Origin of the sequence: Streptomyces sp. NPDC020192 (assembly GCF_044388685.1) — a bacterium.
In the GTDB taxonomy this organism is placed as follows: Bacteria; Actinomycetota; Actinomycetes; order Streptomycetales; family Streptomycetaceae; genus Streptomyces.
On the sequence record NZ_JBIRXG010000013.1, the window covers coordinates 132,231 to 153,689 of the forward strand.

The 21,459-nt window shown below is 70.0% G+C and carries 22 protein-coding genes; 18 read left to right on the forward strand and 4 right to left on the reverse strand.

Translation table 11 applies throughout. From position 1 onward, the window contains the following. The first annotated feature begins 3 nt into the window (after nucleotides 1-3). From ACH47Z_RS25095 to ACH47Z_RS25120, 6 genes are all read left to right on the forward strand, one after another. Complete coding sequence (locus ACH47Z_RS25095; RefSeq protein ID WP_399077286.1) at nucleotides 4-852, forward strand: menaquinone biosynthetic enzyme MqnA/MqnD family protein; 849 nt, start codon at nucleotides 4-6, stop codon at nucleotides 850-852. Nucleotides 853-936: 84 nt separating this feature from the next. Further along, a complete protein-coding gene (locus ACH47Z_RS25100; RefSeq protein ID WP_399077289.1) occupies nucleotides 937-2,676 on the forward strand; it encodes a protein kinase in 1,740 nt (579 codons plus the stop codon). Beyond that, on the forward strand, nucleotides 2,673-3,392 hold the full coding sequence (locus ACH47Z_RS25105; RefSeq protein WP_399077292.1) for a prepilin peptidase: 720 nt from the start codon (nucleotides 2,673-2,675) through the stop codon (nucleotides 3,390-3,392). Before ACH47Z_RS25100 ends, ACH47Z_RS25105 begins: the two co-directional genes overlap by 4 nt. A gap of 72 nt (nucleotides 3,393-3,464) precedes the next feature. Next, nucleotides 3,465-4,679 carry a cyclic dehypoxanthinyl futalosine synthase gene (gene mqnC, locus ACH47Z_RS25110; protein ID WP_399077294.1) on the forward strand — a complete coding sequence of 405 codons (1,215 nt, stop codon included), beginning with the start codon at nucleotides 3,465-3,467 and terminating at the stop codon, nucleotides 4,677-4,679. A gap of 7 nt (nucleotides 4,680-4,686) precedes the next feature. Beyond that, a complete protein-coding gene (locus tag ACH47Z_RS25115; protein WP_399077296.1) occupies nucleotides 4,687-5,286 on the forward strand; it encodes an imidazolonepropionase-like domain-containing protein in 600 nt (199 codons plus the stop codon). Between the two features lie 30 nt (nucleotides 5,287-5,316). After that, entirely contained in the window at nucleotides 5,317-6,012 is a 696-nt protein-coding gene (locus tag ACH47Z_RS25120) for a demethylmenaquinone methyltransferase (protein ID WP_399077297.1), read from the forward strand. 22 nt (nucleotides 6,013-6,034) lie between these two features. Here ACH47Z_RS25120 and ACH47Z_RS25125 read toward each other — a convergent pair whose 3' ends face one another. Both ACH47Z_RS25125 and ACH47Z_RS25130 read right to left on the reverse strand, forming a co-directional pair. Then, the gene (locus ACH47Z_RS25125; protein ID WP_399077299.1) at nucleotides 6,035-6,343 is read right to left on the reverse strand and encodes a PASTA domain-containing protein; all 309 of its coding nucleotides are present in this window, start codon (nucleotides 6,341-6,343) and stop codon (nucleotides 6,035-6,037) included. A gap of 109 nt (nucleotides 6,344-6,452) precedes the next feature. After that, on the reverse strand, nucleotides 6,453-6,971 hold the full coding sequence (locus ACH47Z_RS25130; protein ID WP_399077301.1) for a GNAT family N-acetyltransferase: 519 nt from the start codon (nucleotides 6,969-6,971) through the stop codon (nucleotides 6,453-6,455). A gap of 97 nt (nucleotides 6,972-7,068) precedes the next feature. Here ACH47Z_RS25130 and ACH47Z_RS25135 point away from each other — a divergent pair, with 97 nt between their 5' ends. Then, nucleotides 7,069-8,361: a geranylgeranyl reductase family protein gene (locus tag ACH47Z_RS25135; protein ID WP_399077304.1), complete on the forward strand. Its 1,293-nt coding sequence runs from the start codon at nucleotides 7,069-7,071 to the stop codon at nucleotides 8,359-8,361. Here the strand turns inward: ACH47Z_RS25135 and def are convergent. Together def and ACH47Z_RS25145 are read right to left on the reverse strand one after the other, a co-directional pair. Continuing rightward, on the reverse strand, nucleotides 8,327-8,995 hold the full coding sequence (gene def / locus ACH47Z_RS25140; RefSeq protein WP_399077306.1) for a peptide deformylase: 669 nt from the start codon (nucleotides 8,993-8,995) through the stop codon (nucleotides 8,327-8,329). The two genes, ACH47Z_RS25135 and def, sit on opposite strands and share 35 nt — an antisense overlap. A 151-nt stretch (nucleotides 8,996-9,146) precedes the next feature. After that, a complete protein-coding gene (locus tag ACH47Z_RS25145; protein WP_399077308.1) occupies nucleotides 9,147-9,959 on the reverse strand; it encodes a C40 family peptidase in 813 nt (270 codons plus the stop codon). Between the two features lie 744 nt (nucleotides 9,960-10,703). On the opposite strand from ACH47Z_RS25145, the gene ACH47Z_RS25150 reads away from it, so the two are divergent. Genes ACH47Z_RS25150 through nuoK form a run of 11 tightly spaced genes read left to right on the forward strand, consistent with a single transcriptional unit; the run spans nucleotide 10,704 to nucleotide 21,452 of the window. Further along, on the forward strand, nucleotides 10,704-11,063 hold the full coding sequence (locus tag ACH47Z_RS25150) for an NADH-quinone oxidoreductase subunit A (protein WP_003992243.1): 360 nt from the start codon (nucleotides 10,704-10,706) through the stop codon (nucleotides 11,061-11,063). 13 nt (nucleotides 11,064-11,076) lie between these two features. Further along, a complete protein-coding gene (locus ACH47Z_RS25155) occupies nucleotides 11,077-11,631 on the forward strand; it encodes an NADH-quinone oxidoreductase subunit B family protein (protein WP_126885586.1) in 555 nt (184 codons plus the stop codon). Next, nucleotides 11,628-12,398 (forward strand): NADH-quinone oxidoreductase subunit C, encoded by a 771-nt coding sequence (locus ACH47Z_RS25160; protein ID WP_399077310.1) that lies wholly within the window; start codon nucleotides 11,628-11,630, stop codon nucleotides 12,396-12,398. The genes ACH47Z_RS25155 and ACH47Z_RS25160 overlap by 4 nt, the downstream gene beginning before the upstream one ends. Beyond that, the gene (locus tag ACH47Z_RS25165) at nucleotides 12,395-13,720 is read left to right on the forward strand and encodes an NADH-quinone oxidoreductase subunit D (protein ID WP_399077312.1); all 1,326 of its coding nucleotides are present in this window, start codon (nucleotides 12,395-12,397) and stop codon (nucleotides 13,718-13,720) included. The genes ACH47Z_RS25160 and ACH47Z_RS25165 overlap by 4 nt, the downstream gene beginning before the upstream one ends. Next, nucleotides 13,717-14,508: an NADH-quinone oxidoreductase subunit NuoE gene (gene nuoE, locus ACH47Z_RS25170; protein ID WP_399077314.1), complete on the forward strand. Its 792-nt coding sequence runs from the start codon at nucleotides 13,717-13,719 to the stop codon at nucleotides 14,506-14,508. The genes ACH47Z_RS25165 and nuoE overlap by 4 nt, the downstream gene beginning before the upstream one ends. After that, nucleotides 14,505-15,854 carry an NADH-quinone oxidoreductase subunit NuoF gene (gene nuoF, locus ACH47Z_RS25175; protein WP_399077316.1) on the forward strand — a complete coding sequence of 450 codons (1,350 nt, stop codon included), beginning with the start codon at nucleotides 14,505-14,507 and terminating at the stop codon, nucleotides 15,852-15,854. Before nuoE ends, nuoF begins: the two co-directional genes overlap by 4 nt. Next, entirely contained in the window at nucleotides 15,851-18,355 is a 2,505-nt protein-coding gene (locus ACH47Z_RS25180) for an NADH-quinone oxidoreductase subunit G (RefSeq protein WP_399077318.1), read from the forward strand. The genes nuoF and ACH47Z_RS25180 overlap by 4 nt, the downstream gene beginning before the upstream one ends. Continuing rightward, nucleotides 18,352-19,716, forward strand: coding sequence for an NADH-quinone oxidoreductase subunit NuoH (gene nuoH, locus ACH47Z_RS25185; RefSeq protein WP_399077320.1), 1,365 nt, complete (start codon nucleotides 18,352-18,354; stop codon nucleotides 19,714-19,716). Before ACH47Z_RS25180 ends, nuoH begins: the two co-directional genes overlap by 4 nt. Beyond that, nucleotides 19,709-20,317, forward strand: a complete 609-nt coding sequence (gene nuoI, locus ACH47Z_RS25190; RefSeq protein ID WP_399077322.1) for an NADH-quinone oxidoreductase subunit NuoI — start codon at nucleotides 19,709-19,711, stop codon at nucleotides 20,315-20,317. Before nuoH ends, nuoI begins: the two co-directional genes overlap by 8 nt. Then, nucleotides 20,314-21,156, forward strand: coding sequence for an NADH-quinone oxidoreductase subunit J (locus ACH47Z_RS25195; RefSeq protein ID WP_399077324.1), 843 nt, complete (start codon nucleotides 20,314-20,316; stop codon nucleotides 21,154-21,156). The genes nuoI and ACH47Z_RS25195 overlap by 4 nt, the downstream gene beginning before the upstream one ends. Further along, a complete protein-coding gene (gene nuoK / locus ACH47Z_RS25200) occupies nucleotides 21,153-21,452 on the forward strand; it encodes an NADH-quinone oxidoreductase subunit NuoK (RefSeq protein WP_023547474.1) in 300 nt (99 codons plus the stop codon). The genes ACH47Z_RS25195 and nuoK overlap by 4 nt, the downstream gene beginning before the upstream one ends. The last annotated feature ends 7 nt before the right edge of the window (nucleotides 21,453-21,459 follow it).

Sequence of the window (21,459 nt, forward strand, 5' to 3'; positions counted from 1 at the left end):
GATGTGGACCATCCCCGCACCCGGCCGCGCGTCGGCCACATCCAGTTCCTGAACTGCCTGCCCCTCTACTGGGGGCTCGCGAGAACCGGCACGCTCCTCGACTTCGAGCTGACCAAGGACACCCCGGAGAAGCTCAGCGAGCGGCTCGTACGCGGCGATCTCGACATCGGTCCCATCACGCTCGTCGAGTTCCTGCGCAACGCCGACGACCTCGTCGCCTTTCCCGACATCGCCGTCGGCTGCGACGGTCCCGTCATGTCCTGCGTGATCGTCTCGCAGGTCCCCCTCGACCGCCTGGACGGCGCCCGGGTCGCCCTCGGCTCGACCTCCCGTACGTCGGTCCGCCTCGCCCAACTCCTCCTGGCCGAGCGCTACGGCGTACGCCCCGACTACTACACCTGCCCGCCCGACCTCAGCCTGATGATGCAGGAGGCCGAGGCGGCGGTGCTCATCGGCGACGCGGCACTGCGGGCGAACCTGCTGGACGGCCCGCGCTACGGCCTCCAGGTGCACGACCTCGGCGCGCTCTGGAAGGAGTGGACGGGCCTGCCGTTCGTCTTCGCGGTGTGGGCGGCCCGGCGCGACTACCTGGAGCGCGAACCGAGCCTCACCCGCGAGGTGCACGGCGCCTTCCTCGACTCCCGCGACCTCTCCCTGGAGGAGGTCGGCAAGGTCGCCGAACAGGCCGCCCGCTGGGAGGCCTTCGACGAGGCGACCCTGGCCCAGTACTTCACCACCCTCGACTTCAGCTTCGGCGCACCGCAGCTGGCGGCGGTCGCGGAGTTCGCGCGCCGGGTGGGGCCGACGACCGGCTTCCCGGCGGACGTGAAGGTGGATCTGCTGCAGCCGTGAGCACGCGTCACTAGGCTGCTCCCCGAGAAGCGTTACTACGCCGCTGTCCAGAAGGCGTCGGGGGCGTTGGGGGGAGCGTGCGCCATGCGGCAGCTGGAAGCCGACGAGCCGGCCACCGTCGGGCCCTACCGGCTGCTCGGCCGGCTCGGCTCCGGCGGAATGGGCCGGGTCTACCTCGGCCGCAGCGCGGGCGGCCGTACGGTCGCCGTGAAGATCGTGCACCCGCACTTCGCCCTGGACGACGAGTTCCGCGCCCGCTTCCGGCGTGAGGTGGCGGCCGCCCGCCGGGTCGGCGGCGCCTGGACCGCGCCCGTCCTGGACGCCGACCCGGACGCCCCGGTGCCCTGGGTGGCCACCGCTTATGCGGCCGGACCGTCCCTCGCCGCGGCCGTCACCGACACCGGCCCGCTGCCCGCGCACACGGTGCGGGCCCTGGCCGCGGGCCTCGCCGAGGCGCTCGCGGCCGTCCACGAACTGGGCCTGGTCCACCGGGACGTGAAGCCGTCGAACGTCCTGCTGACCCTGGACGGCCCGCTCCTCATCGACTTCGGCATCGCCCGGGCCATGGACGGCACGGCGTCCCTGACCTCCACCGGTGTGTCGATCGGCTCCCCCGGCTACATGTCCCCCGAGCAGATCCTCGGCAAGGGCGTCACGGGCGCCGCCGACGTCTTCTCCCTCGGCGCGGTCCTCGTCCACGCGGCCACCGGCGCACCACCCTTCCGCGGCGACACCTCGGCCGCGCTCCTCTACAAGGTCGTCCACGAGGAGCCCGAACTCGACTCCCTCGACGCCGGCTTGCGGGAGGTGGCGGCGGCCTGCCTGGCCAAGGACCCGGCGGCCCGGCCCACCCCCGCCGAGGTGAGCCGACGGCTCGCCCCCGAAGGCGCCGCCCGCCTGATCACCGGCGGCTGGCTGCCGGGCGCCCTGGTGGAACAGGTCAGCCGCAGCGCCGTACACCTGTTGAACCTGGACACGGGGGAGACGGCGTGGTCGGGGCCGGTGGCGTTCGAGAGGGCTTCGGTGGAGGGGGAGACCGGGGAGAGGGGGGCGTTCACCGGGAGCGGAGCTTTCGGCCCTGCTCCTGTGATGCATTCCGGGGTCTCCTCCTGGACTCCCTCGGGAGTGGCGGCCGACGTCCCCGCCCTGCCGGCCGACGCGCCCCCGTTGCCCGAGGTTCCGCCCGGTGTGCCCTCTTCGCCCCAGGTCCCGCCCACTGTCCCGCCCCCCGGCCGGGTCTCCGTCAGCGTCGCGGCGGACTCCGCTCCGGGGGAGGGCGGCCGGGGGCGTCGGCTGAGCTGCACGGTGGTGCTCGCGGTCGCCGGGGCGCTGGCCGTGGGGTCCCTGGGCCTCGGACTGCTGCGGCCCTGGATGCAGGGCGGCAGCGACTCGGGTGCGGGCGCCGTTCCTTCCCCCACCCCGACCTCCCCGACCGCCCCGGCGTCGACCCCGACCTCGAGTTCCCGGCCCGGCGTGATCCCGGCCCGCTACCTCGGCACCTGGGAAGGGCAGGCCACCGGCCTCGGCGGCACTGTGCCCATGGGCACGTTCCGGCTCACCGTCCATCAGGCGGCGGTGGGACAGGAGCTGGGACAGCTCCGGCAGACCGACCAGATCGGCGGCGTGTGCACCGACATCCTCACCCTGAAGAAGGTGACGAAGACCCAGCTCCTCGCGACCTCGGCGGGCTCCCCGGACAACCCCGGGCACTGCGTACCGACCCCGCACCAGGTGGAGTTGACCCCGGTCGGCGACGACCTGACGTTCACGTCGGACAGTTCGGCCGAGGGCAACCCGGTGGCGCGCCTGTCGAAGGCCGGATGAGCACCGGCGCGCTGGCGGCCGTCGCCGCGCTGTGGGGCGCACTGGCCGGCGCCCTGCTGCCCCGCGCCGCCCACCGCTTCGCCGTACCCCCCGAAGAACCCTGGCGGGACCACTGCCCGGCCGGCCACCCGATCCGGGGGTGGGTGGGAACGACGGGCTGCGGACCATGCGCAAAGAAGAGGGAGTCCGTCCCCACCGCCGTCGTCACCGCCCTCACCTGTGCCGCGCTCGCCGCCGCCACCGGCGCCCGCCCCGAGCTGACGGCATGGCTGCTGCTCGCGCCCGTGGGCGTACTGCTGGCCGTGGTCGACGTGCGGGTACGGCGGCTGCCCGACCCGCTGACCCTGCCGCTCGCCCCGGCCGCCCTCGCCCTGCTGGGCCTCGCCACGCTGCTGCCCGGCCACGCCGGCCACTGGCTCACCGCGCTCTACGGCGCCCTCGCCCTCGGCGCCGGCTACTACGCGCTGTACCGGATCAACCCGGGCGGCATGGGCTTCGGCGACGTGAAACTGGCCGTCGGCACGGGCGCCGTACTCGGCTGGTACGGCTGGTCCACCGTGCTGCTCGGCGCCTTCGCCGGTTTCCTGCTGGGCGCGCTCTACGGCGGTGCGCTCGTCGCCGTACGACGGGCAGACCGGAAGACCGCTGTCCCGTTCGGCCCGTTCCTGCTGGCCGGCACCTTCGCCGGGCTGCTGATCGGCGCGTCCGCGGCCTGACGTCCTTACGGCGAAACCGCTGGCGTAGGCTGGTTCGGTTCGTCCACACCCCTTGACGAAAGGGACGCCCCGGTGACCGAGAAGGCCGACCTCACCTCTTTTGATGTCACAGCCGTCCTCGACCGTGCCGCCGCCGGTGGGCGGATCACCCCCGAGGAAGCGCTCGACCTCTACCGCGACGCGCCCCTGCACGCGCTGGGCGCCGCCGCCGATGCCGTACGCCGCCGGAAGTACGCCGGGATCGAGCACATCGCGACGTACATCATCGAGCGCAACATCAACTACACGAACGTGTGTGTCACGGCGTGCAAGTTCTGCGCCTTCTACGCGGCCCCCAAGGACAAGGACAAGGGCTGGACCCGCGACCTCGACGACATCCTGCGCCGCTGTGCGGAGACCGTCGAGCTGGGCGGCACCCAGATCATGTTCCAGGGCGGCCACCACCCGGACTACGGCGTCGAGTACTACGAGAAGCACTTCAAGGCCATCAAGGACGCCTTCCCCCAGCTGGTGATCCACAGCCTGGGTGCCTCCGAGGTGGAGCACATGGCGCGTATCTCCGGCGTCTCGGTGGAGGAAGCCATCACCCGGATCCACGCGGCGGGCCTCGACTCCTTCGCGGGCGCCGGCGCGGAACTCCTCCCCGAGCGCCCCCGCAAGGCCATCGCGCCGCTGAAGGAGTCCGGCGAGCGCTGGCTGGAGATCATGGAGACCGCACACAAGCTGGGCGTGGAGTCCACCTCGACCATGCTGATGGGCACGGGCGAGACGAACGCCGAGCGCATCGAGCACCTGCGGATGATCCGGGACGTCCAGGACCGTACGGGCGGCTTCCGCGCCTTCATCCCGTACACCTACCAGCCCGAGAACAACCACCTGAAGGGCCGCACCCAGGCCACGATCTTCGAGTACCTGCGGATGATCGCGATCGCCCGCCTCTTCCTCGACAACGTCCAGCACATCCAGGGCTCGTGGCTGACCACCGGCAAGGAGGTCGGCCAGCTGTCGCTGCACTACGGCGCGGACGACCTCGGCTCGATCATGCTGGAGGAGAACGTGGTCTCCTCGGCCGGCGCCAAGCACCGCTCCAACCGCCTGGAGATCATCGACCTGATCCGCAAGGCGGGCCGCGTCCCGGCGCAGCGCGCCACGACGTACGAGCACCTCGTCGTCCACGACGACTCGGCCAACGACCCCGTCGACGACCGCGTGGTCTCCCACATCTCCTCCACGGCCATCGAGGGCGGCACGGCCCACCCCGAACTGAAGCTGCTGGCATCCAACTAGTCCCACCGTGCTGACACTTCATCTCGCCGAGCGGTCTCCCGAGGCGGCCGTTCTGGTCGACGGGGCGTCCGTCGCCGCGGTCGGCCCGTACGACGAACTGGCCGCGTCCGCACCCGGGGCGAGGGTGCGGCGCTGGCCCGGCATCCTCACCCCGGGGCTGCTGAACCCGTACGGTCCGGAGCTGCTGGAGGCCACCTATCACCCCGACCCGCGCGAGGCCGACACCCTCGGCACCGAGCCCATCGGCGGGGCACGGGCGAGGGAGATCCTCCGCGGTGATCCCGCGCGCCTCGGCGCGAGCGCGCGGCGCGGGGTGCAGCGGATGCTGGCGCACGGCACGGTGGCGGTGGCCGGGGAGTTGCGGTCACGGGTCGTGGTCGACGCCGTGCGCAGGGCCGGGCTCGCGGTGGGGCAGCGGCCCGACCGCCTTCCCGGCCCGGCGGCGCTGTCCCCGACCCCGCTGATCCTGCTGCCGCGGCTCGTCCAGGGCGGGCCCGCCCGTTTCGCCGTGTTCGACGTCGAGGACCTCGCCGAACTGGTCCGCCGGGGCGCCGGCACCTGCGTGGCGACCGTGATCGGCGGGCGGTTGGTGTACCGGCGTCGCTGATGCCGTACCCCCTGCTGCAACAATGGGCGGGTGACCCGCGCTTCCCTGAACAAGCAGCCGCACGAAGTCGCCTCGATGTTCGACGACGTGGCGGAACGGTACGACCTGACGAACGACGTGCTGTCGCTCGGCCAGGACCGGCGCTGGCGCAAGGAGGTGGCGAAGGCGGTCGACGCGCGCCCCGCGCAGAAGATCCTCGACCTGGCGGCCGGTACGGCGACCTCCTCGCTGCCCTTCGCGCAGGCGGGCGCGTACGTCGTCCCCTGTGACTTCTCGCTCGGGATGCTCCAGGTCGGCAAGAAGAAGCACACCTGGCTGCCGTTCACGGCCGGCGACGCGACGAGGCTGCCGTTCAAGGACGACACCTTCGACGCCGTCACCATCTCCTTCGGGCTGCGCAACGTGCAGGACTTCGACGCCGCCCTGCGCGAGATGTACCGGGTGACCCGGCCCGGCGGGCGTGTGGTGATCTGCGAGTTCTCGCACCCGACGTGGGCGCCGTTCCGCACCGTCTACACCGAGTACCTGATGCGGGCGCTGCCGCCGGTCGCGCGCGCGGTGTCCTCGAACCCGGACGCGTACGTCTACCTCGCCGAGTCCATCCGTGCCTGGCCCGACCAGCCCGCCCTCGCCGAACGGCTGCGCAAGGCGGGCTGGTCGAAGGTGGCGTACCGCAATCTCACCGGCGGTGTGGTCGCGCTGCACCGGGGTTTCAAGGAGAGCTGAGCTCCCTGTTTTTCCGGGCGGCCTAGCGGTCGATCATCTCGAAGGCGTCCCCGGGCTCGCCGAGTTCGCGCTGCATCCCGCCCCTCGGCGGGCGCGGGATGCGTGGCTCGCGCACGCCTCCGCCGCCCTCGCCCTCACCGAAGTCGAACCACACGTACACCATCGAGTCCGGCGGCACCTCGGCACCGGGCTGCGGATACTGGCGTACGACGTAGTCGACAACGGCGAGATGGAAGTCCGGGCGGTCCGGCGCGTTGAGGAACAGGCCCCGCGCCTGGGCCGTTTCGCGCGCGTCCACGGCCATCAGCCCGACCAGCCGTGGCACACGCACTTCGGGTGTTTTGGGTGTTATGCGCAAAGATGTCACCCCCAGCGATACTGGAAGGGTAACTCCCGTGCGCCCCGGCCGGAAGGCGGCGGTGTCTTTCTGTAACAGACGACTACTGACCGTGATGGAGGCTGAGTCGGAAGCAGAGGGCCTGCTCGTCCAGCGTCGGGTGCGGATAGGTCTCCGCCGGCAGCATGCCGAGCCGCCGGGTCACCGCGATCGACCGCTCGTTGCCCGGCCGGACCAACGCCACCACTTCCTCGACCCCGGCCGCCCGCACCCGCTCCAGGGTCTCGCGCGCGGCCGCGGTGACGTACCCCTTGCCCCAGTACCGACGGGCGAGCCGCCAGCCGATCTCCGTCTCGCCGACCGGACCCCAGTCGGGCCGCCAGGGCTGGGCGCCGGTGAAACCGATGACCTCCCCGGACTCGTCCAGCATCGTCCACAGACAGAAGCCGAGTTCCGCGTCGTGCCGCCGCTGGCGCGCGGTGAGTTCCTCGTAGACGGACAGGGCGGCCGGCTTGCCGCCGTAGAACTCCATGACCTCGGGGTCGTCGAAGACCCGATGCCAGGCGACCGCGTCCTCGTGCGTGGGGACGCGCAGCCGTACCGCGGGGAGAGGTCCGTTCACAGGGCAGCCCTTCAGCCGGGTGATCAATTCTGCTGAATAGACTGCCCATGTCCAGTGCCGGTCGGCACGCAGATTTCGAACTTGGGGAGATCCCGCCGTGACCGTCGTGAAGGAGCCCCTCGCCGAGAACACCGCCGACGTGATCGTCGTCGGCGCGGGGCCGGCCGGCTCCACGACCGCGTACCACCTCGCCAAGGCCGGTCTCGACGTCCTGCTCCTGGAGAAGACCGAGTTCCCGCGCGAGAAGGTGTGCGGCGACGGCCTCACCCCGCGCGCGGTGAAGCAGCTCGTCGCCATGGGCATCGACATCTCCGAGGAGGCCGGCTGGCTGCGCAACAAGGGCCTGCGCATCATCGGCGGCGGCTCCCGCCTCCAGCTGGACTGGCCGGATCTCGCCGCCTACCCGAACTACGGACTGGTCCGCAAGCGCGACGACTTCGACGAGCAGCTCGCCCGCAACGCCCAGAAGGCAGGGGCGCGGCTGTACGAGCGCTGCAACGTGAGCGGCCCCGTCATCGACGACCGCACCGGCCGCATCACCGGTGTCACCGCCAAACTCGGCGAGGAGAAGCGCGAGGTCACCTTCCGCGCGCCGCTCGTCGTCGCCGCCGACGGCAACTCCACCCGCCTGTCCCTCGCGATGGGCCTGCACCGCCGCGAGGACCGCCCGATGGGCGTCGCGGTGCGCACCTACTTCACCTCCCCGCGCCACGAGGACGACTACCTGGAGTCCTGGCTGGAGCTGTGGGACCGCCGCGGCCCCCAGGACCGCCTCCTGCCCGGCTACGGCTGGATCTTCGGCATGGGCGACGGCACGTCCAACGTCGGCCTCGGCGTCCTGAACACCTCCGAATCCTTCAAGGAGCTGGACTGGCGCGAGGTCCTCAAGGCCTGGTGCGCCTCCATGCCCGAGGACTGGGGCTACACCCCGGAGAACATGACCGGCCCGATCCGCGGCGCCGCCCTCCCCATGGCCTTCAACCGTCAGCCCCACTACACGCGCGGCCTGCTGCTCGTCGGCGACGCCGGCGGCCTGGTGAACCCCTTCAACGGCGAGGGCATCGCCTACGCCATGGAGTCCGGCCAGATCGCCGCCGACGTCATCGTCCAGGCCCACGCGCGGGCCACGCCCGCCCAGCGCGAGATCGCCCTGCAGCGCTACCCGCGTGTCCTCAAGGACACCTACGGCGGCTACTACACCCTCGGCCGCGCCTTCGTGAAGCTCATCGGCAACCCGAAGGTCATGCAGATCGCCGCCCAGCGCGGCCTCACGCACCCGCTGCTGATGAAGTTCACCCTCAAGCTCCTCGCGAACCTCACCGACCCCACGGGCGGCGACGCGATGGACCGCATCATCAACGGCCTGAGCAAGGTGGCCCCGAAGGCGTGAGCCTCCTCCAGGCCCGGCTCAGCTCCTCGGCCCTGGCGGTCCGGCGGGCGAACACCTCGTCCCGCCGGTCCGCCATCTGCCGCAGCGCGTCCTTCTTCTCCCGCTTGGAGAGCCGGTCCAGATAGACGTACCCGTGGGTGTGGTCCGTCTCGTGCGCCAGGCAACGGGCGAAATATCCCGTGCCTTCGATGACGAGCGGATCGCCGTCCTTGTCCTGCCCGCGCACGACGGCCCGCTCCGGCCGCGGTACGGCCATCACGGCACCCGGCACCGACAGGCAGCCCTCGCCCTCGTCGATCAGCCGGCGCCCGGCCGAGGCGGACTCCAGCACAGGATTGATGATGTGTCCGACATGCCGGATTCCCTCGTCATCGGGGCAGTCGTACACGAACAGGCGCAGATCGACGCCGACTTGGTTGGCCGCCAGCCCCGCTCCCTCGGCGACGTACATGGTGAGGAACATGTCGTCGATGAGCGCGGCGAGGTCGGGTCCGAACTCCGTGACGTCCCGGCACGGCTTGTGCAGGACCTCCTCGCCGACCTCGGTGATCCGCCGCACCGCGCCGCGCCCGGCCTCGGGGGCGTGACGGGGGTAGTAGTCGGCGGGGCTTCCCTGGACGAACACGCGTGGCATCGCGCGGTCTCCTTCACTCGTGGACGGACCGCCGGACGGCGGCCCGAGCCGAGCATGTCAGGTACGACCGGCCTGACGCGCGGGAATGGCGCAAGGGCCGCTGCCCCCGAGCGGCTGCGGCCCTACGCGCGTTGAGAGGTGCGTGGTGCGCTCAGAGCACCCGCACGGCCCCGGTGGGCGGGTCGTAAGACAGCGGCTTCTCGACGATGCCGGTGGAGGGGTTCTGCGCGCCGACGAACATACCGTCGCCGACGTACACCGCCACGTGGTACGCGCTGCCCGCGTTGCCCCAGTACAGGATGTCGCCCGGCTGGAGGTTGCTCAGCGAGACCTGGGTGCCCTGGGTGGACTGGTCCTGGGAGACACGCGGCAGGCTGACGCCGATCTGCTTGAAGGCGGCCTGCACCAGGCCGGAGCAGTCGTAGGCGCTCGGACCGGTGGCGCCGAGGACGTAGGACTTGCCGATCTGCGCCTTGACGAAGCTGATGACGGCCGCGGCCGAACCGGTGGCCGTGGACGAGCTCGTGGAGGAGGAGTCGGTGCTCGACGAGGCGGAGAGGGTCGTGCGCTCCGCGTTGCGGGAGGCGCGCGCGGCGGCCTCCTTGCGGGCGGCCTCGTCGGCCTGCTTCTTGGCCTCGGCGGCCTTCTGCTTCGCCTCGGCGAGGTCCGCCTTGGCCTGCTTCGCGGCATTCGCGGCGGCCGCGTCACGCTCGGCCTGCAGCTGGTAGTTCGCGGCGGCCTGCTGCGTGGCGTCCGCGGACTGGGCCGCCTGAGCGGCCAGGTCGGCCGTCAGGGTGGGCAGTTCGAGGGTCTGCGTCACCGGCTCGGCCGCGTTCGCCGAGCCGGACGCCCCGGCGACTGCCAGGGTGCTGAGGACGCCACCGGCAACTCCGGCCCGCATCGCGAGGGTCGACGCGCTGCGGCGGGGCTTCCGGTGGCTGCGTATGTGAGCGGTGTGGGACATGGGAACAACCGGTATCAGGGGCTCCTTCATATCTTCAAGAAACGTGTCCTGCGCCACAGTTGCTCAATCGAGACCTGAACTCCCGGGCGTGTCGCTCTTTATTGACGCCGTAACGGACATTGCGGACTGTGGTGATCAAGCCCTTGATCACGCTCTTTGATCATTACGCCCGAATTGCCCCTCGCCTACCACTGGTTCGGATGCTTGGCCAAGCCCGGTTCCCAGAGGTCCCTCATCGATGTGGCGGAGGTCACGGAACGGTCACCAGAATGACGGCGTCCCGTGCGCGTGGAGCTCGTGAACGCGTGCACGCGTCCGGCCCTCCGTCCACATCGCACCCCGCGCTCCCTCTGATGTGTGAACGCGGTCCTCTATCAAGGACCCATGTCCAGCGCGAATTTGCATGCAAGTGAAGTCTCTTGATATGGAGACGCCCCCTCCGGCCTGCGATGACAAGCTGGAATGTCACTTCTGGTGATCAACTGAACGCTTCGCGTATGAAGATCACTCATCATCCGACTTCATGATCCTTCGTCAGGTGGTGGAGATCACAAAGCTTGTGCAATACCCCGTGTCGCAGATCACAGAGCGGCGGGCATAAGATGCGTGGCAGTTGGGCTTGTGACCTGCTTCACATGTTCTCGATCTTCGCCCGGGACGAGCGGGGCTCGTGGGACCGGTGAGGCGGCTGTGAGCCCTGTGCAACCGCCAGCAGTCAGCGCCGACTGAGAGGAGCGAGGAGCGGTGAACGCGTATGCGCCCATCCTCGTACTGGGAGCCCTCGGGGCAGGCTTTGCGATCTTCTCCGTGGTCATGGCCACGCTGATCGGTCCGAAGCGGTACAACCGCGCCAAGCTCGAGGCCTACGAGTGCGGTATCGAGCCGACCCCCACGCCGGCCGGCGGCGGGCGCTTCCCCATCAAGTACTACCTGACGGCGATGCTCTTCATCGTCTTCGACATCGAGATCGTCTTCCTCTACCCCTGGGCCGTCACCTTCGACGCCCTGGGGATTTTCGGGCTCGTGGAGATGCTGCTCTTCGTGCTCACCGTCTTCGTCGCGTACGCGTACGTATGGCGGCGCGGCGGCCTGGAATGGGACTGAGGGGCCTAACGACATGGGACTCGAAGAAAAACTGCCGAGCGGTTTCCTGCTGACCACCGTGGAGCAGGCCGCGGGCTGGGTGCGCAAGGCGTCCGTCTTCCCCGCCACCTTCGGCCTCGCCTGCTGCGCCATCGAGATGATGACCACCGGCGCCGGCCGTTACGACCTGGCGCGCTTCGGCATGGAGGTCTTCCGCGGCTCGCCGCGCCAGGCCGACCTGATGATCGTCGCCGGCCGGGTCAGCCAGAAGATGGCGCCGGTGCTCCGGCAGGTCTACGACCAGATGCCCAACCCCAAGTGGGTGATCTCCATGGGCGTCTGCGCCTCCTCGGGCGGCATGTTCAACAACTACGCGATCGTCCAGGGCGTCGACCACATCGTCCCGGTCGACATCTACCTGCCGGGCTGCCCGCCCCGGCCCGAGATGCTGATGGACGCGATCCTCAAGCTCCACCAGAAGATCCAGAGCTCCAAGCTCGGCGTGAACGCCAGGGAGGCCGCCCGCGAGGCGGAGGAGGCGGCGCTCAAGGCCCTGCCTACGATCGAGATGAAGGGGCTGCTGCGGTGAGCGACGCGAACGGCAACGGCACGGGCGGCGTGAACGGGTCCGCGAACGGGGTGAACCCCGAGAAGGACCTCTCCGCCTCCAACCTCCCCGGCCAGCGCGGCCAGGGAGGCGAGGAGATCCGTGTCCAGCGCGGCATGTTCGGCGCCAACAACGGCGGCGACACCTCCGGCTACGGCGGACTCGTCCGCTCGGTCCGGCTCCCCGGAGCGGCTGCCCGCCCCTACGGCGGCTGGTTCGACGAGGTCGCCGACGAACTCGAGGGCGCCCTGGAGGAACAGGGACTCCTCCCCGAGAACGCCATCGAGAAGACGGTCGTCGACCGCGGCGAGCTGACCTTCCACATCGAGCGCGAGCACCTGGTCCGCGTCGCCCGCACCCTGCGCGACGACCCGGCCCTGCGCTTCGAGCTGTGCACCGGCGTCAGCGGCGTCCACTACCCCAACGACAAGGGCCGCGAGCTGCACGCCGTCCACCATCTGCGCTCGATCACCCACAACCGGCTGATCCGCCTCGAAGTCAGCGCCCCCGACGCCGACCCGCACATCCCGTCCCTGGTCTCCGTGTATCCCACGAACGACTGGCACGAGCGCGAGACCTACGACTTCTTCGGCATCGTCTTCGACGGTCACCCGGCCCTGACGCGGATCATGATGCCGGACGACTGGCAGGGCCACCCACAGCGCAAGGACTACCCCCTCGGCGGCATCCCCGTCGAGTACAAGGGCGCCCAGATCCCGGCTCCGGACCAGCGGAGGTCGTACTCGTGAGCAGCACCCAGTCAGCAGCCGCCCGGGAAACCACCGAGGGCACCGTGTACACGGTCACCGGTGGCGACTGGGACGAGGTCGTCCAGTCCGCGACCCGCGCCGACGACGAACGCATCGTCGTCAACATGGGTCCCCAGCACCCCTCCACCCATGGAGTGCTGCGCCTGATCCTCGAGATCGAGGGCGAGACCGTCACCGAGGCCCGCTGCGGCATCGGCTATCTGCACACCGGCATCGAGAAGAACCTCGAGTACCGCACGTGGACGCAGGGCACCACCTTCGTCACGCGCATGGACTACCTGACGTCGTTCTTCAACGAGACCGCCTACTGTCTCGCCGTCGAGAAACTCCTCGGCATCGAGGACGAGATCACCGAGCGCGCCACGATCGTCCGGGTGCTCCTGATGGAGCTGAACCGGCTCTCCTCCCACCTGGTCGCCATCGCCACCGGCGGCATGGAGCTGGGCGCCACCACGATCATGATCTACGGATTCCGTGATCGTGAAATGATTCTCGACCTCTACGAGCTCATCACGGGCCTCAGGATGAACCACGCGTACATCCGCCCCGGCGGACTCGCCCAGGACCTGCCGCCCGGCGCGGTGGACCAGATCCGCGAGTTCGTGAAGAAGATGAAGAAGAACCTCCCGGAGTACGACAAGCTCGCCACCGGGAACCCCATCTTCAAGGCCCGCATGCAGGACATCGGCTACCTCGACCTGGCCGGCTGTATGGCCCTCGGCGCCACCGGCCCGATCCTGCGCTCGGCCGGCCTGCCGCACGACCTGCGCAAGGCACAGCCGTACTGCGGCTACGAGACGTACGACTTCGAGATCCCGACCGCCGACTCCTGCGACGCCTACGGCCGCTTCCTGGTCCGCCTGGAGGAGATGCGCCAGTCGCTCGGGATCGTCGAGCAGTGTCTGGACCGGCTCCAGCCCGGACCGGTCATGGTCGCCGACAAGAAGATCGCCTGGCCCGCCCAGCTCGCCCTGGGTCCGGACGGACTCGGCAACTCCCTCGACCACATCAAGAAGATCATGGGTACCTCCATGGAGGCCCTGATCCACCACTTCAAGCTCGTCACCGAGGGCTTCCGCGTCCCGCCGGGACAGACGTACGCGGCCGTCGAGTCCCCGAAGGGCGAACTCGGCGTGCACGCCGTCTCCGACGGCGGCACCCGCCCCTACCGGGTCCACTTCCGTGACCCGTCCTTCACCAACCTGCAGGCCATGGCGGCGATGTGCGAAGGCGGCCAGGTCGCCGACGTGATCGTCGCCGTCGCGTCCATCGACCCCGTGATGGGAGGCGTCGACCGGTGACCACCTCTTCTTCGGAGCGGGGCGTCAGCCTGGGCATGCCCGAACTGCCCGCTCCCGCCTACCCGGACGAGGTCCGGGCCCGGCTGGAGGCGGACGCGCGCGAGGTCATCGCGCGCTACCCGGACTCCCGCTCCGCCCTGCTGCCGCTGCTCCACCTCGTGCAGTCGGAGGAGGGCCATGTCACGCGCACCGGAATGCGGTTCTGCGCCGACATGCTGGGCCTGACCACGGCCGAGGTCACCGCCGTCGCGACCTTCTACACGATGTACCGGCGCAGGCCCTCCGGTGACTACCAGGTCGGCGTGTGCACCAACACGCTGTGCGCGGTGATGGGCGGCGACGAGATCTTCGAGACCCTCCAGGAACACCTGGGCGTCGGCAACGGCGAGACCACCGACGACGGCAAGGTCACCCTGGAGCACATCGAGTGCAACGCGGCCTGTGACTTCGCACCGGTCGTGATGGTCAACTGGGAGTTCTTCGACAACCAGACGCCCGGCAGCGCCAAGCGCCTGGTCGACGATCTGCGCGCGGGGCGGCCCGTGCAGCCCACGCGCGGGGCGCGGCTGTGCACCTTCAAGGAGACCGCGCGGATGCTGGCCGGCTTCCCCGACGAGCGGCCCGGGGCCGTCGAGGAGGGCGGCAGTGCGGGACCCGCGTCGCTGGTGGGCCTTCGCCTGGCAAGGGGAGAGGCCGCACCCGCGCGCGTGGTCCATCCGCGCGGAGGTCCGCATGAGGAATCCCAGGACGCGCCGTCCGCGGACCAGGCCGCAGAGGAGGGGGAGTGATGACCGTGGCAGCCGAACTCAAGGACACCAGCCCCGAGAAGCTGCTCGCACCCGTGTTGTCGGCCTTCTGGGACGAGGACCGGTCCTGGAGCCTGGACGTCTACCGGAGGCACGAGGGGTACGAGGGGCTGCGCAAGGCGCTCGCCATGTCACCGGACGACCTGATCGCGTACGTCAAGGACTCCGGGCTGCGTGGCCGTGGTGGCGCGGGATTCCCGACCGGAATGAAGTGGCAGTTCATTCCGCAGGGTGATGGAAAACCGCACTATCTAGTTGTCAACGCCGACGAGTCGGAGCCCGGGACCTGCAAGGACATCCCGCTCCTCTTCGCGAACCCGCATAGCCTCATCGAGGGCATTGTGATCGCGTGTTATGCCATCAGGTCGTCGCATGCCTTCATCTATCTGCGTGGTGAAGTCGTCCCCGTTCTGCGGCGGTTGCACGAGGCCGTGCGCGAGGCCTACGCGGCGGGCTACCTCGGCGAGAACATCCTGGGCAGCGGGCTCGACCTCCAGCTCACCGTGCACGCGGGCGCCGGCGCGTACATCTGCGGTGAGGAGACCGCACTGCTCGACTCGCTCGAAGGCCGCCGTGGTCAACCGCGGCTGCGTCCTCCTTTCCCTGCTGTCGAAGGGCTCTATGCCTGCCCGACTGTTGTGAACAACGTCGAGTCGATCGCGTCGGTTCCCGCGATCCTGAAAAACGGGAAAGAATGGTTCAGGTCGATGGGCAGCGAGAAGTCCCCGGGCTTCACGCTCTATTCGCTCAGCGGCCATGTCGCCAGCCCCGGCCAGTACGAGGCCCCGCTCGGCATCACGCTCCGCCAGCTCCTCGACATGAGCGGCGGGATGCGGCCCGGCCACCGGCTCAAGTTCTGGACGCCCGGCGGGTCCTCGACGCCGATGTTCACCGACGAGCACCTCGACGTCCCTCTTGATTACGAAGGAGTAGGCGCCGCGGGTTCCATGCTCGGCACCAAGGCGCTCCAGTGCTTCGACGAGACGACCTGCGTGGTGCGGGCGGTGACCCGCTGGACCGAGTTCTACGCCCACGAGTCCTGCGGCAAGTGCACGCCCTGCCGCGAAGGGACGTACTGGCTGGTGCAGTTGCTGCGGGACATCGAGGCCGGCAAGGGCACCATGTCCGACCTCGACAAGCTCAACGACATCGCCGACAACATCAACGGCAAGTCATTCTGCGCCCTCGGCGACGGCGCCGCGTCCCCGATCTTCTCCTCGCTGAAGTACTTCCGCGAGGAGTACGAACAGCACATCACGGGCCGGGGCTGCCCCTTCGACCCGGCCAAGTCCACGGCCTGGGCGGACCGCCCGGAGGTGAACGCATGACCGTGACCACCAGCGCCCCCACCGGAGGGGGGCAGGCGGCGGTCCCGCCGGAAGACCTCGTCACGTTGACGATCGACGGCATCGAGATCAGCGTGCCCAAGGGCACCCTGGTCATCCGGGCCGCCGAGCAGCTCGGCATCGAGATCCCGCGGTTCTGCGACCACCCCCTCCTCGCCCCGGCCGGCGCCTGCCGCCAGTGCATCGTCGAGATCGAGGGCCAGCGCAAGCCGGTGGCGTCCTGCACCATCACGTGCACCGACGGCATGGTGGTGAAGACCCAGCTGACCTCGCCGGCCGCCGAGAAGGCCCAGAAGGGTGTGATGGAGCTGCTGCTCATCAACCACCCGCTGGACTGCCCGGTCTGCGACAAGGGCGGCGAGTGCCCGCTGCAGAACCAGTCGATGTCGCACGGCGGCGCCGAGTCCCGCTTCGACGGCAAGAAGCGGACCTACGAGAAGCCCGTCGCGATCTCCACCCAGGTGCTGCTCGACCGCGAGCGGTGCGTGCTGTGCGCCCGCTGCACCCGCTTCTCCAACCAGATCGCGGGCGACCCGATGATCGAGCTGCTCGAGCGGGGCGCACTGCAGCAGGTTGGCACCGGCGAGGACGACCCGTTCGAGTCGTACTTCTCCGGCAACACCATCCAGATCTGCCCGGTCGGCGCCCTGACCTCGGCGGCATACCGGTTCCGCTCCCGCCCCTTCGACCTCATCTCCTCGCCGTCGGTGTGCGAGCACTGCTCCGGCGGCTGCGCCACCCGCACCGACCACCGGCGCGGCAAGGTCATGCGGCGGCTCGCCGAGAACGACCCCGAGGTCAACGAGGAGTGGATCTGCGACAAGGGACGCTTCGCGTTCCGGTACGCGCAGGCGAAGGACCGCCTCGACACCCCGCTGGTGCGGGGCGCCCACGGCGTCCTGGAGCCCGCCTCCTGGCCGGAGGCCCTGGACGCGGCCGCGCGCGGGCTGAGCGCCGCCCGTTCCCGGGCCGGCGTCCTCCTCGGCGGCCGGCTGACCGTCGAGGACGCCTACGCCTACAGCAAGTTCGCGCGCGTGGCGCTCGACACGAACGACATCGACTTCCGCGCGCGCGTGCACAGCGGCGAGGAGTCCGACTTCCTGGCCTCCCAGGTGGCCGGCCGCGGCCGTGACCTCGACGGTACGGGCGTCACGTACACCTCCCTGGAGAAGGCGCCCGCCGTCCTGCTGGTCGGCTTCGAGTCGGAGGAGGAGGCGCCCGGCGTCTTCCTGCGGCTGCGCAAGGCCTGGCGGGGGCACAAGCAGCAGGTGTTCGCGCTGGCCACGCACGCCACGCGCGGGCTGGAGAAGGCGGGCGGCATCCTGCTGCCCGCAGCGCCCGGTACCGAGACCGAGTGGCTCGACGCCCTTGCGAGCGGCGTCGGCTTGGAGGAGCCCGGCGCCCGTGCCGCCGAGGCCCTGCGCGGCGAGGGCGCGGTCATCGTCGTCGGCGAGCGGCTCGCCTCGGTCGCGGGCGGCCTCACCGCCGCCGTACGCGCCGCCACCGCCACCGGCGCCCGGCTGGTGTGGATCCCGCGCCGGGCCGGAGAGCGTGGCGCCGTCGAGGTGGGCGCGCTGCCGTCGCTGCTGCCGGGCGGCCGCCCGGCGACCGACCCGCGCGCGCGGGAGGAGGTCGCCGCCGCCTGGGGGCTCGCCGAACTCCCACTGCGCTACGGCCGCGACACCCACCACATCATCGAGGCAGCCGCCACCGGCGAACTGTCGGCCCTCGTGGTCGCGGGCGTCGAGGTCGCCGACCTGCCCGACCCGGCACGCGCGCGTGAGGCTCTCGACAGCGTCGGCTTCCTGGTGTCGCTGGAGCTGCGGCCCAGCGAGGTCACCGAGCGTGCCGACGTCGTCCTGCCGGTCGCCGCGGTCGCCGAGAAGGGGGGCACCTTCCTCAACTGGGAGGGCAGGGTCCGGTTCTTCGACGCCGCGCTCAAGCCCGACCAGATGACCCGCCGTCTCGCGCCGACCGACGGGCGCGTGCTGCAGATGCTCGCCGACGCCATGGACGTCCACCTGGGCCTGCCGGACCTGCGCACCACGCGCGCGGAGATCGACCGGCTCGGCTCCTGGGACGGCCCGCGCGCCACCGAGCCGCAGGAGTCCGCGGGCGTACTGCCGCGTCCGGCCGCCGGCGAGGCCGTGCTCGCCGGACACCGGCTGCTGCTCGACCAGGGCGTGCTACAGGAGGGCGACGAAGCGCTCGCCGGCACCCGGCACGCCGCACGCGCGCGTGTGTCCGCGGCGACGGCCGCAGAGGCGGGCGTCGAGGACGGCGAGATCCTCGCCGTCACCGGCCCTGCGGGAACCGCCGAACTCCCGCTCCAGATCACCGAGATGCCCGACCGGGTGGTCTGGCTCCCGCTGAACTCCGTCGGCGGCGGCGTCGCCTCCGACACCGGGGCACAGCCCGGCTCCCTCGTCCGCATCGGCCCGGCGGCAGACGCCGACAAGGCCCCCAAGGAGGTGGAGGCATGAGCCCGTACCTCGCCGCTGAAGACCTCTCGATGTTCGGCCACGACCCCTGGTGGCTGGTCGTCATCAAGGCCGTCTTCTGCTTCGCCTTCCTGATGGTGACCGTACTGTTCTCCATCGTCTGGGAGCGCAAGGTCGTCGCCTGGATGCAGCTGCGCATCGGCCCCAACCGGCACGGCCCCTGGGGCATGCTCCAGTCGCTCGCCGACGGCGTGAAGCTGATGCTCAAGGAAGACGTCATCGTCAAGCGCGCGGACAAGGCGGTCTACATCCTCGCGCCGATCGTCGCGGCCATCCCGGCCTTCATGGCGATCGCGGTGATCCCCTTCGGCCCGGCCGGCAACGAGATCTCGATCTTCGGTCACCGCACCACGATGCAGCTCACCGACCTGCCGATCGCGGTGCTCTACATCCTCGCGGTCGCCTCCGTCGGCATCTACGGCATCGTGCTGGCGGGTTGGAGTTCCGGATCCACCTACCCGCTGCTCGGCGGCCTGCGTTCCTGCGCGCAGATGATCTCGTACGAGATCGCCATGGGCGCCGCGTTCGCCTCCGTGTTCCTGTACTCGGGGTCGATGTCGACGTCCACGATCGTCGCCCAGCAGCACGACCGCTGGTACATCCTGCTGCTGCCGGTCTCCTTCATCCTCTACATCGTCACGATGGTCGGCGAGACCAACCGCGCCCCCTTCGACATGCCGGAGTCCGAGGGCGACCTGGTCGGCGGCTTCAACACCGAGTACTCGTCCATCAAGTTCGCGATGTTCATGCTCGCCGAGTACGTGAACATGGTGACGGTCTCGGCCGTCTCCACCACCCTGTTCCTCGGCGGCTGGCGCGCCCCCTGGCCGATCAGCGGCTTCTGGGAGGGCGCGAACCACGGCTGGTGGCCGCTGCTCTGGTTCGTGATCAAGGTCCAGTTGCTGCTGTTCTTCTTCATCTGGCTGCGCGGCACGCTCCCACGCGTGCGCTACGACCAGCTGATGAAGCTCGGCTGGAAGGTCCTCATCCCGGTCTCCGTGACCTGGCTGATGCTGGTGGCGACCGTACGGGCCCTGCGCAACGAGCACTACGACTTCGCCGACATCGCCCTCTACGTCGGCGGCGGTGTCCTCGCCCTGCTGCTGCTCTCCTTCGTCGCCGACATGTTCCGCGAGAAGGCCAGGACGGCCGAACAGCCTGCCGTACAGGAAGCCGGATTCGACCCGATGGCGGGCGGATTCCCGGTCCCGCCGCTGCCCGGACAGGAGCTGCCGCCGGTGCCGAGGCGCCGCCCGCGCCGCGACCGCGAGCTGATTGTCAGTGGTGGGTCGGACACTGTCAGTGACGGAACTTCGGATGGAAAGGAGGCGTCCGATGGCTGAGGAGCCCAAGGAGACCAAGCCCGGTTTCCAGAACCCCGTGGCCGGCTTCGGCGTGACCTTCAAGGCCATGTTCAAGAAGCGGCTGACCGAGCAGTACCCGGAGCAGAAGAAGACCACGGCCCCGCGGTTCCACGGACGGCACCAGCTCAACCGCCATCCGGACGGCCTGGAGAAGTGCGTCGGCTGCGAGCTGTGCGCCTGGGCCTGCCCCGCCGACGCCATCTATGTGGAAGGCGCCGACAACACCGACGAGGAGCGCTACTCGCCGGGCGAGCGCTACGGCCGCGTCTACCAGATCAACTACGCCCGCTGCATCCTGTGCGGCCTGTGCATCGAGGCGTGCCCCACGCGCGCGTTGACGATGACCAACGAGTTCGAGCTGGCCGACTCCAGCCGCGCCAACCTCATCTACACCAAGGAGCAGCTGCTCGCCGGGCTCGAGGAGGGCATGGTCGACACGCCCCACGCGATCTTCCCGGGGACGGACGAGCAGGACTACTACCGCGGCCTGGTGACGCAGGCCGCGCCCGGCACCGTACGCCAGGTGGCCGTGTCCAAGGGAGAGAACCCCGAGGACCAGGAGCAGGAGGTGGACGTATGAGTCCGCAGCTCGCCGCCTACACCACCTCCACCGGTGAGGCCTTCCAGTTCTGGGTGCTCGGCACGGTCGCGGTGATCGGCGCCCTGTGCACCGTCTTCATGAAGAAGGCCGTGCACAGCGCGCTCTGTCTCGCCGGGACCATGATCGTTCTGGCGGTGTTCTACCTCGCCAACGGCGCCTACTTCCTCGGCATCGTGCAGATCGTCGTGTACACGGGCGCGATCATGATGCTGTTCCTGTTCGTGGTGATGCTCGTCGGCGTGACGGCCGCGGACTCACTGAAGGAGACCATCAAGGGGCAGCGCTGGCTGGCCCTTGTGTGCGGGGTCGGCTTCGGCGTCCTGCTGTTCGCCGGCATCGGCAACGCCTCCCTGAAGGAGTTCGACGGCACCGGCCGGGCGAACGCGAACGGCAATGTGGAAGGCCTCGCCTCCCTCATCTTCACCAAGTACGTCTTCGCCTTCGAAATCACCGGCGCCCTGCTGATCACGGCCGCCGTCGGCGCCATGGTGCTCACGCACCGGGAGCGCACCGAGCGCGCCAAGACCCAGCGCGAGCTGTCCGAGCAGCGCATCCGCGAGGGCAAGCACATCCCGCCGCTGCCCGCCCCCGGTGTCTACGCCCGGCACAACGCCGTGGACATCGCGGGCCTGCTGCCCGACGGCACCCCGTCCGAGCTGACCGTCAACAAGACGCTGCGCGAACGCGGCCAGATCCGTGACGTGTCGGCGGAGGCGCTCGGCGATCTGCGGGCGCTGGAGCAGCGCTCCGAGGAGCGCCTGGAGCGCACGGCGGTCGAACCGGCGACGTTCAAGCGGTCCGAGGAGGCGTCGAAGTGAACCCGGTCAACTACCTGTATCTCGCCGCCCTGCTGTTCACGATCGGCGCGACCGGCGTCCTGATCCGGCGCAACGCCATCGTGGTCTTCATGTGCATCGAGTTGATGCTGAACGCCTGCAACCTCGCGTTCGTCACCTTCTCCCGGATGCACGGCAACCTCGACGGCCAGATCATCGCCTTCTTCACGATGGTCGTCGCCGCCGCGGAGGTCGTGGTGGGCCTCGCGATCATCGTGTCGCTGTTCCGTACCCGCCACTCGGCCTCGGTCGACGACGCCAGCCTGATGAAGCTGTAAGGGGTCG

Excerpts from the sequence above, each read along its gene's own strand:
- ACH47Z_RS25100 (WP_399077289.1), top strand. The coding sequence starts at position 937 with ATGCGGCAGCTGGAAGCCGACGAGCCGGCCACCGTCGGGCCCTACCGG.
- ACH47Z_RS25105 (WP_399077292.1), top strand. The coding sequence starts at position 2,673 with ATGAGCACCGGCGCGCTGGCGGCCGTCGCCGCGCTGTGGGGCGCACTG.
- def (WP_399077306.1), bottom strand. The coding sequence starts at position 8,995 with ATGCCACGCGTGTTCGTCCAGGGAAGCCCCGCCGACTACTACCCCCGT.
- ACH47Z_RS25145 (WP_399077308.1), bottom strand. The coding sequence starts at position 9,959 with ATGTCCCACACCGCTCACATACGCAGCCACCGGAAGCCCCGCCGCAGC.
- ACH47Z_RS25155 (WP_126885586.1), top strand. The coding sequence starts at position 11,077 with ATGGGACTCGAAGAAAAACTGCCGAGCGGTTTCCTGCTGACCACCGTG.
- ACH47Z_RS25180 (WP_399077318.1), top strand. The coding sequence starts at position 15,851 with ATGACCGTGACCACCAGCGCCCCCACCGGAGGGGGGCAGGCGGCGGTC.
- nuoH (WP_399077320.1), top strand. The coding sequence starts at position 18,352 with ATGAGCCCGTACCTCGCCGCTGAAGACCTCTCGATGTTCGGCCACGAC.
- nuoI (WP_399077322.1), top strand. The coding sequence starts at position 19,709 with ATGGCTGAGGAGCCCAAGGAGACCAAGCCCGGTTTCCAGAACCCCGTG.
- ACH47Z_RS25195 (WP_399077324.1), top strand. The coding sequence starts at position 20,314 with ATGAGTCCGCAGCTCGCCGCCTACACCACCTCCACCGGTGAGGCCTTC.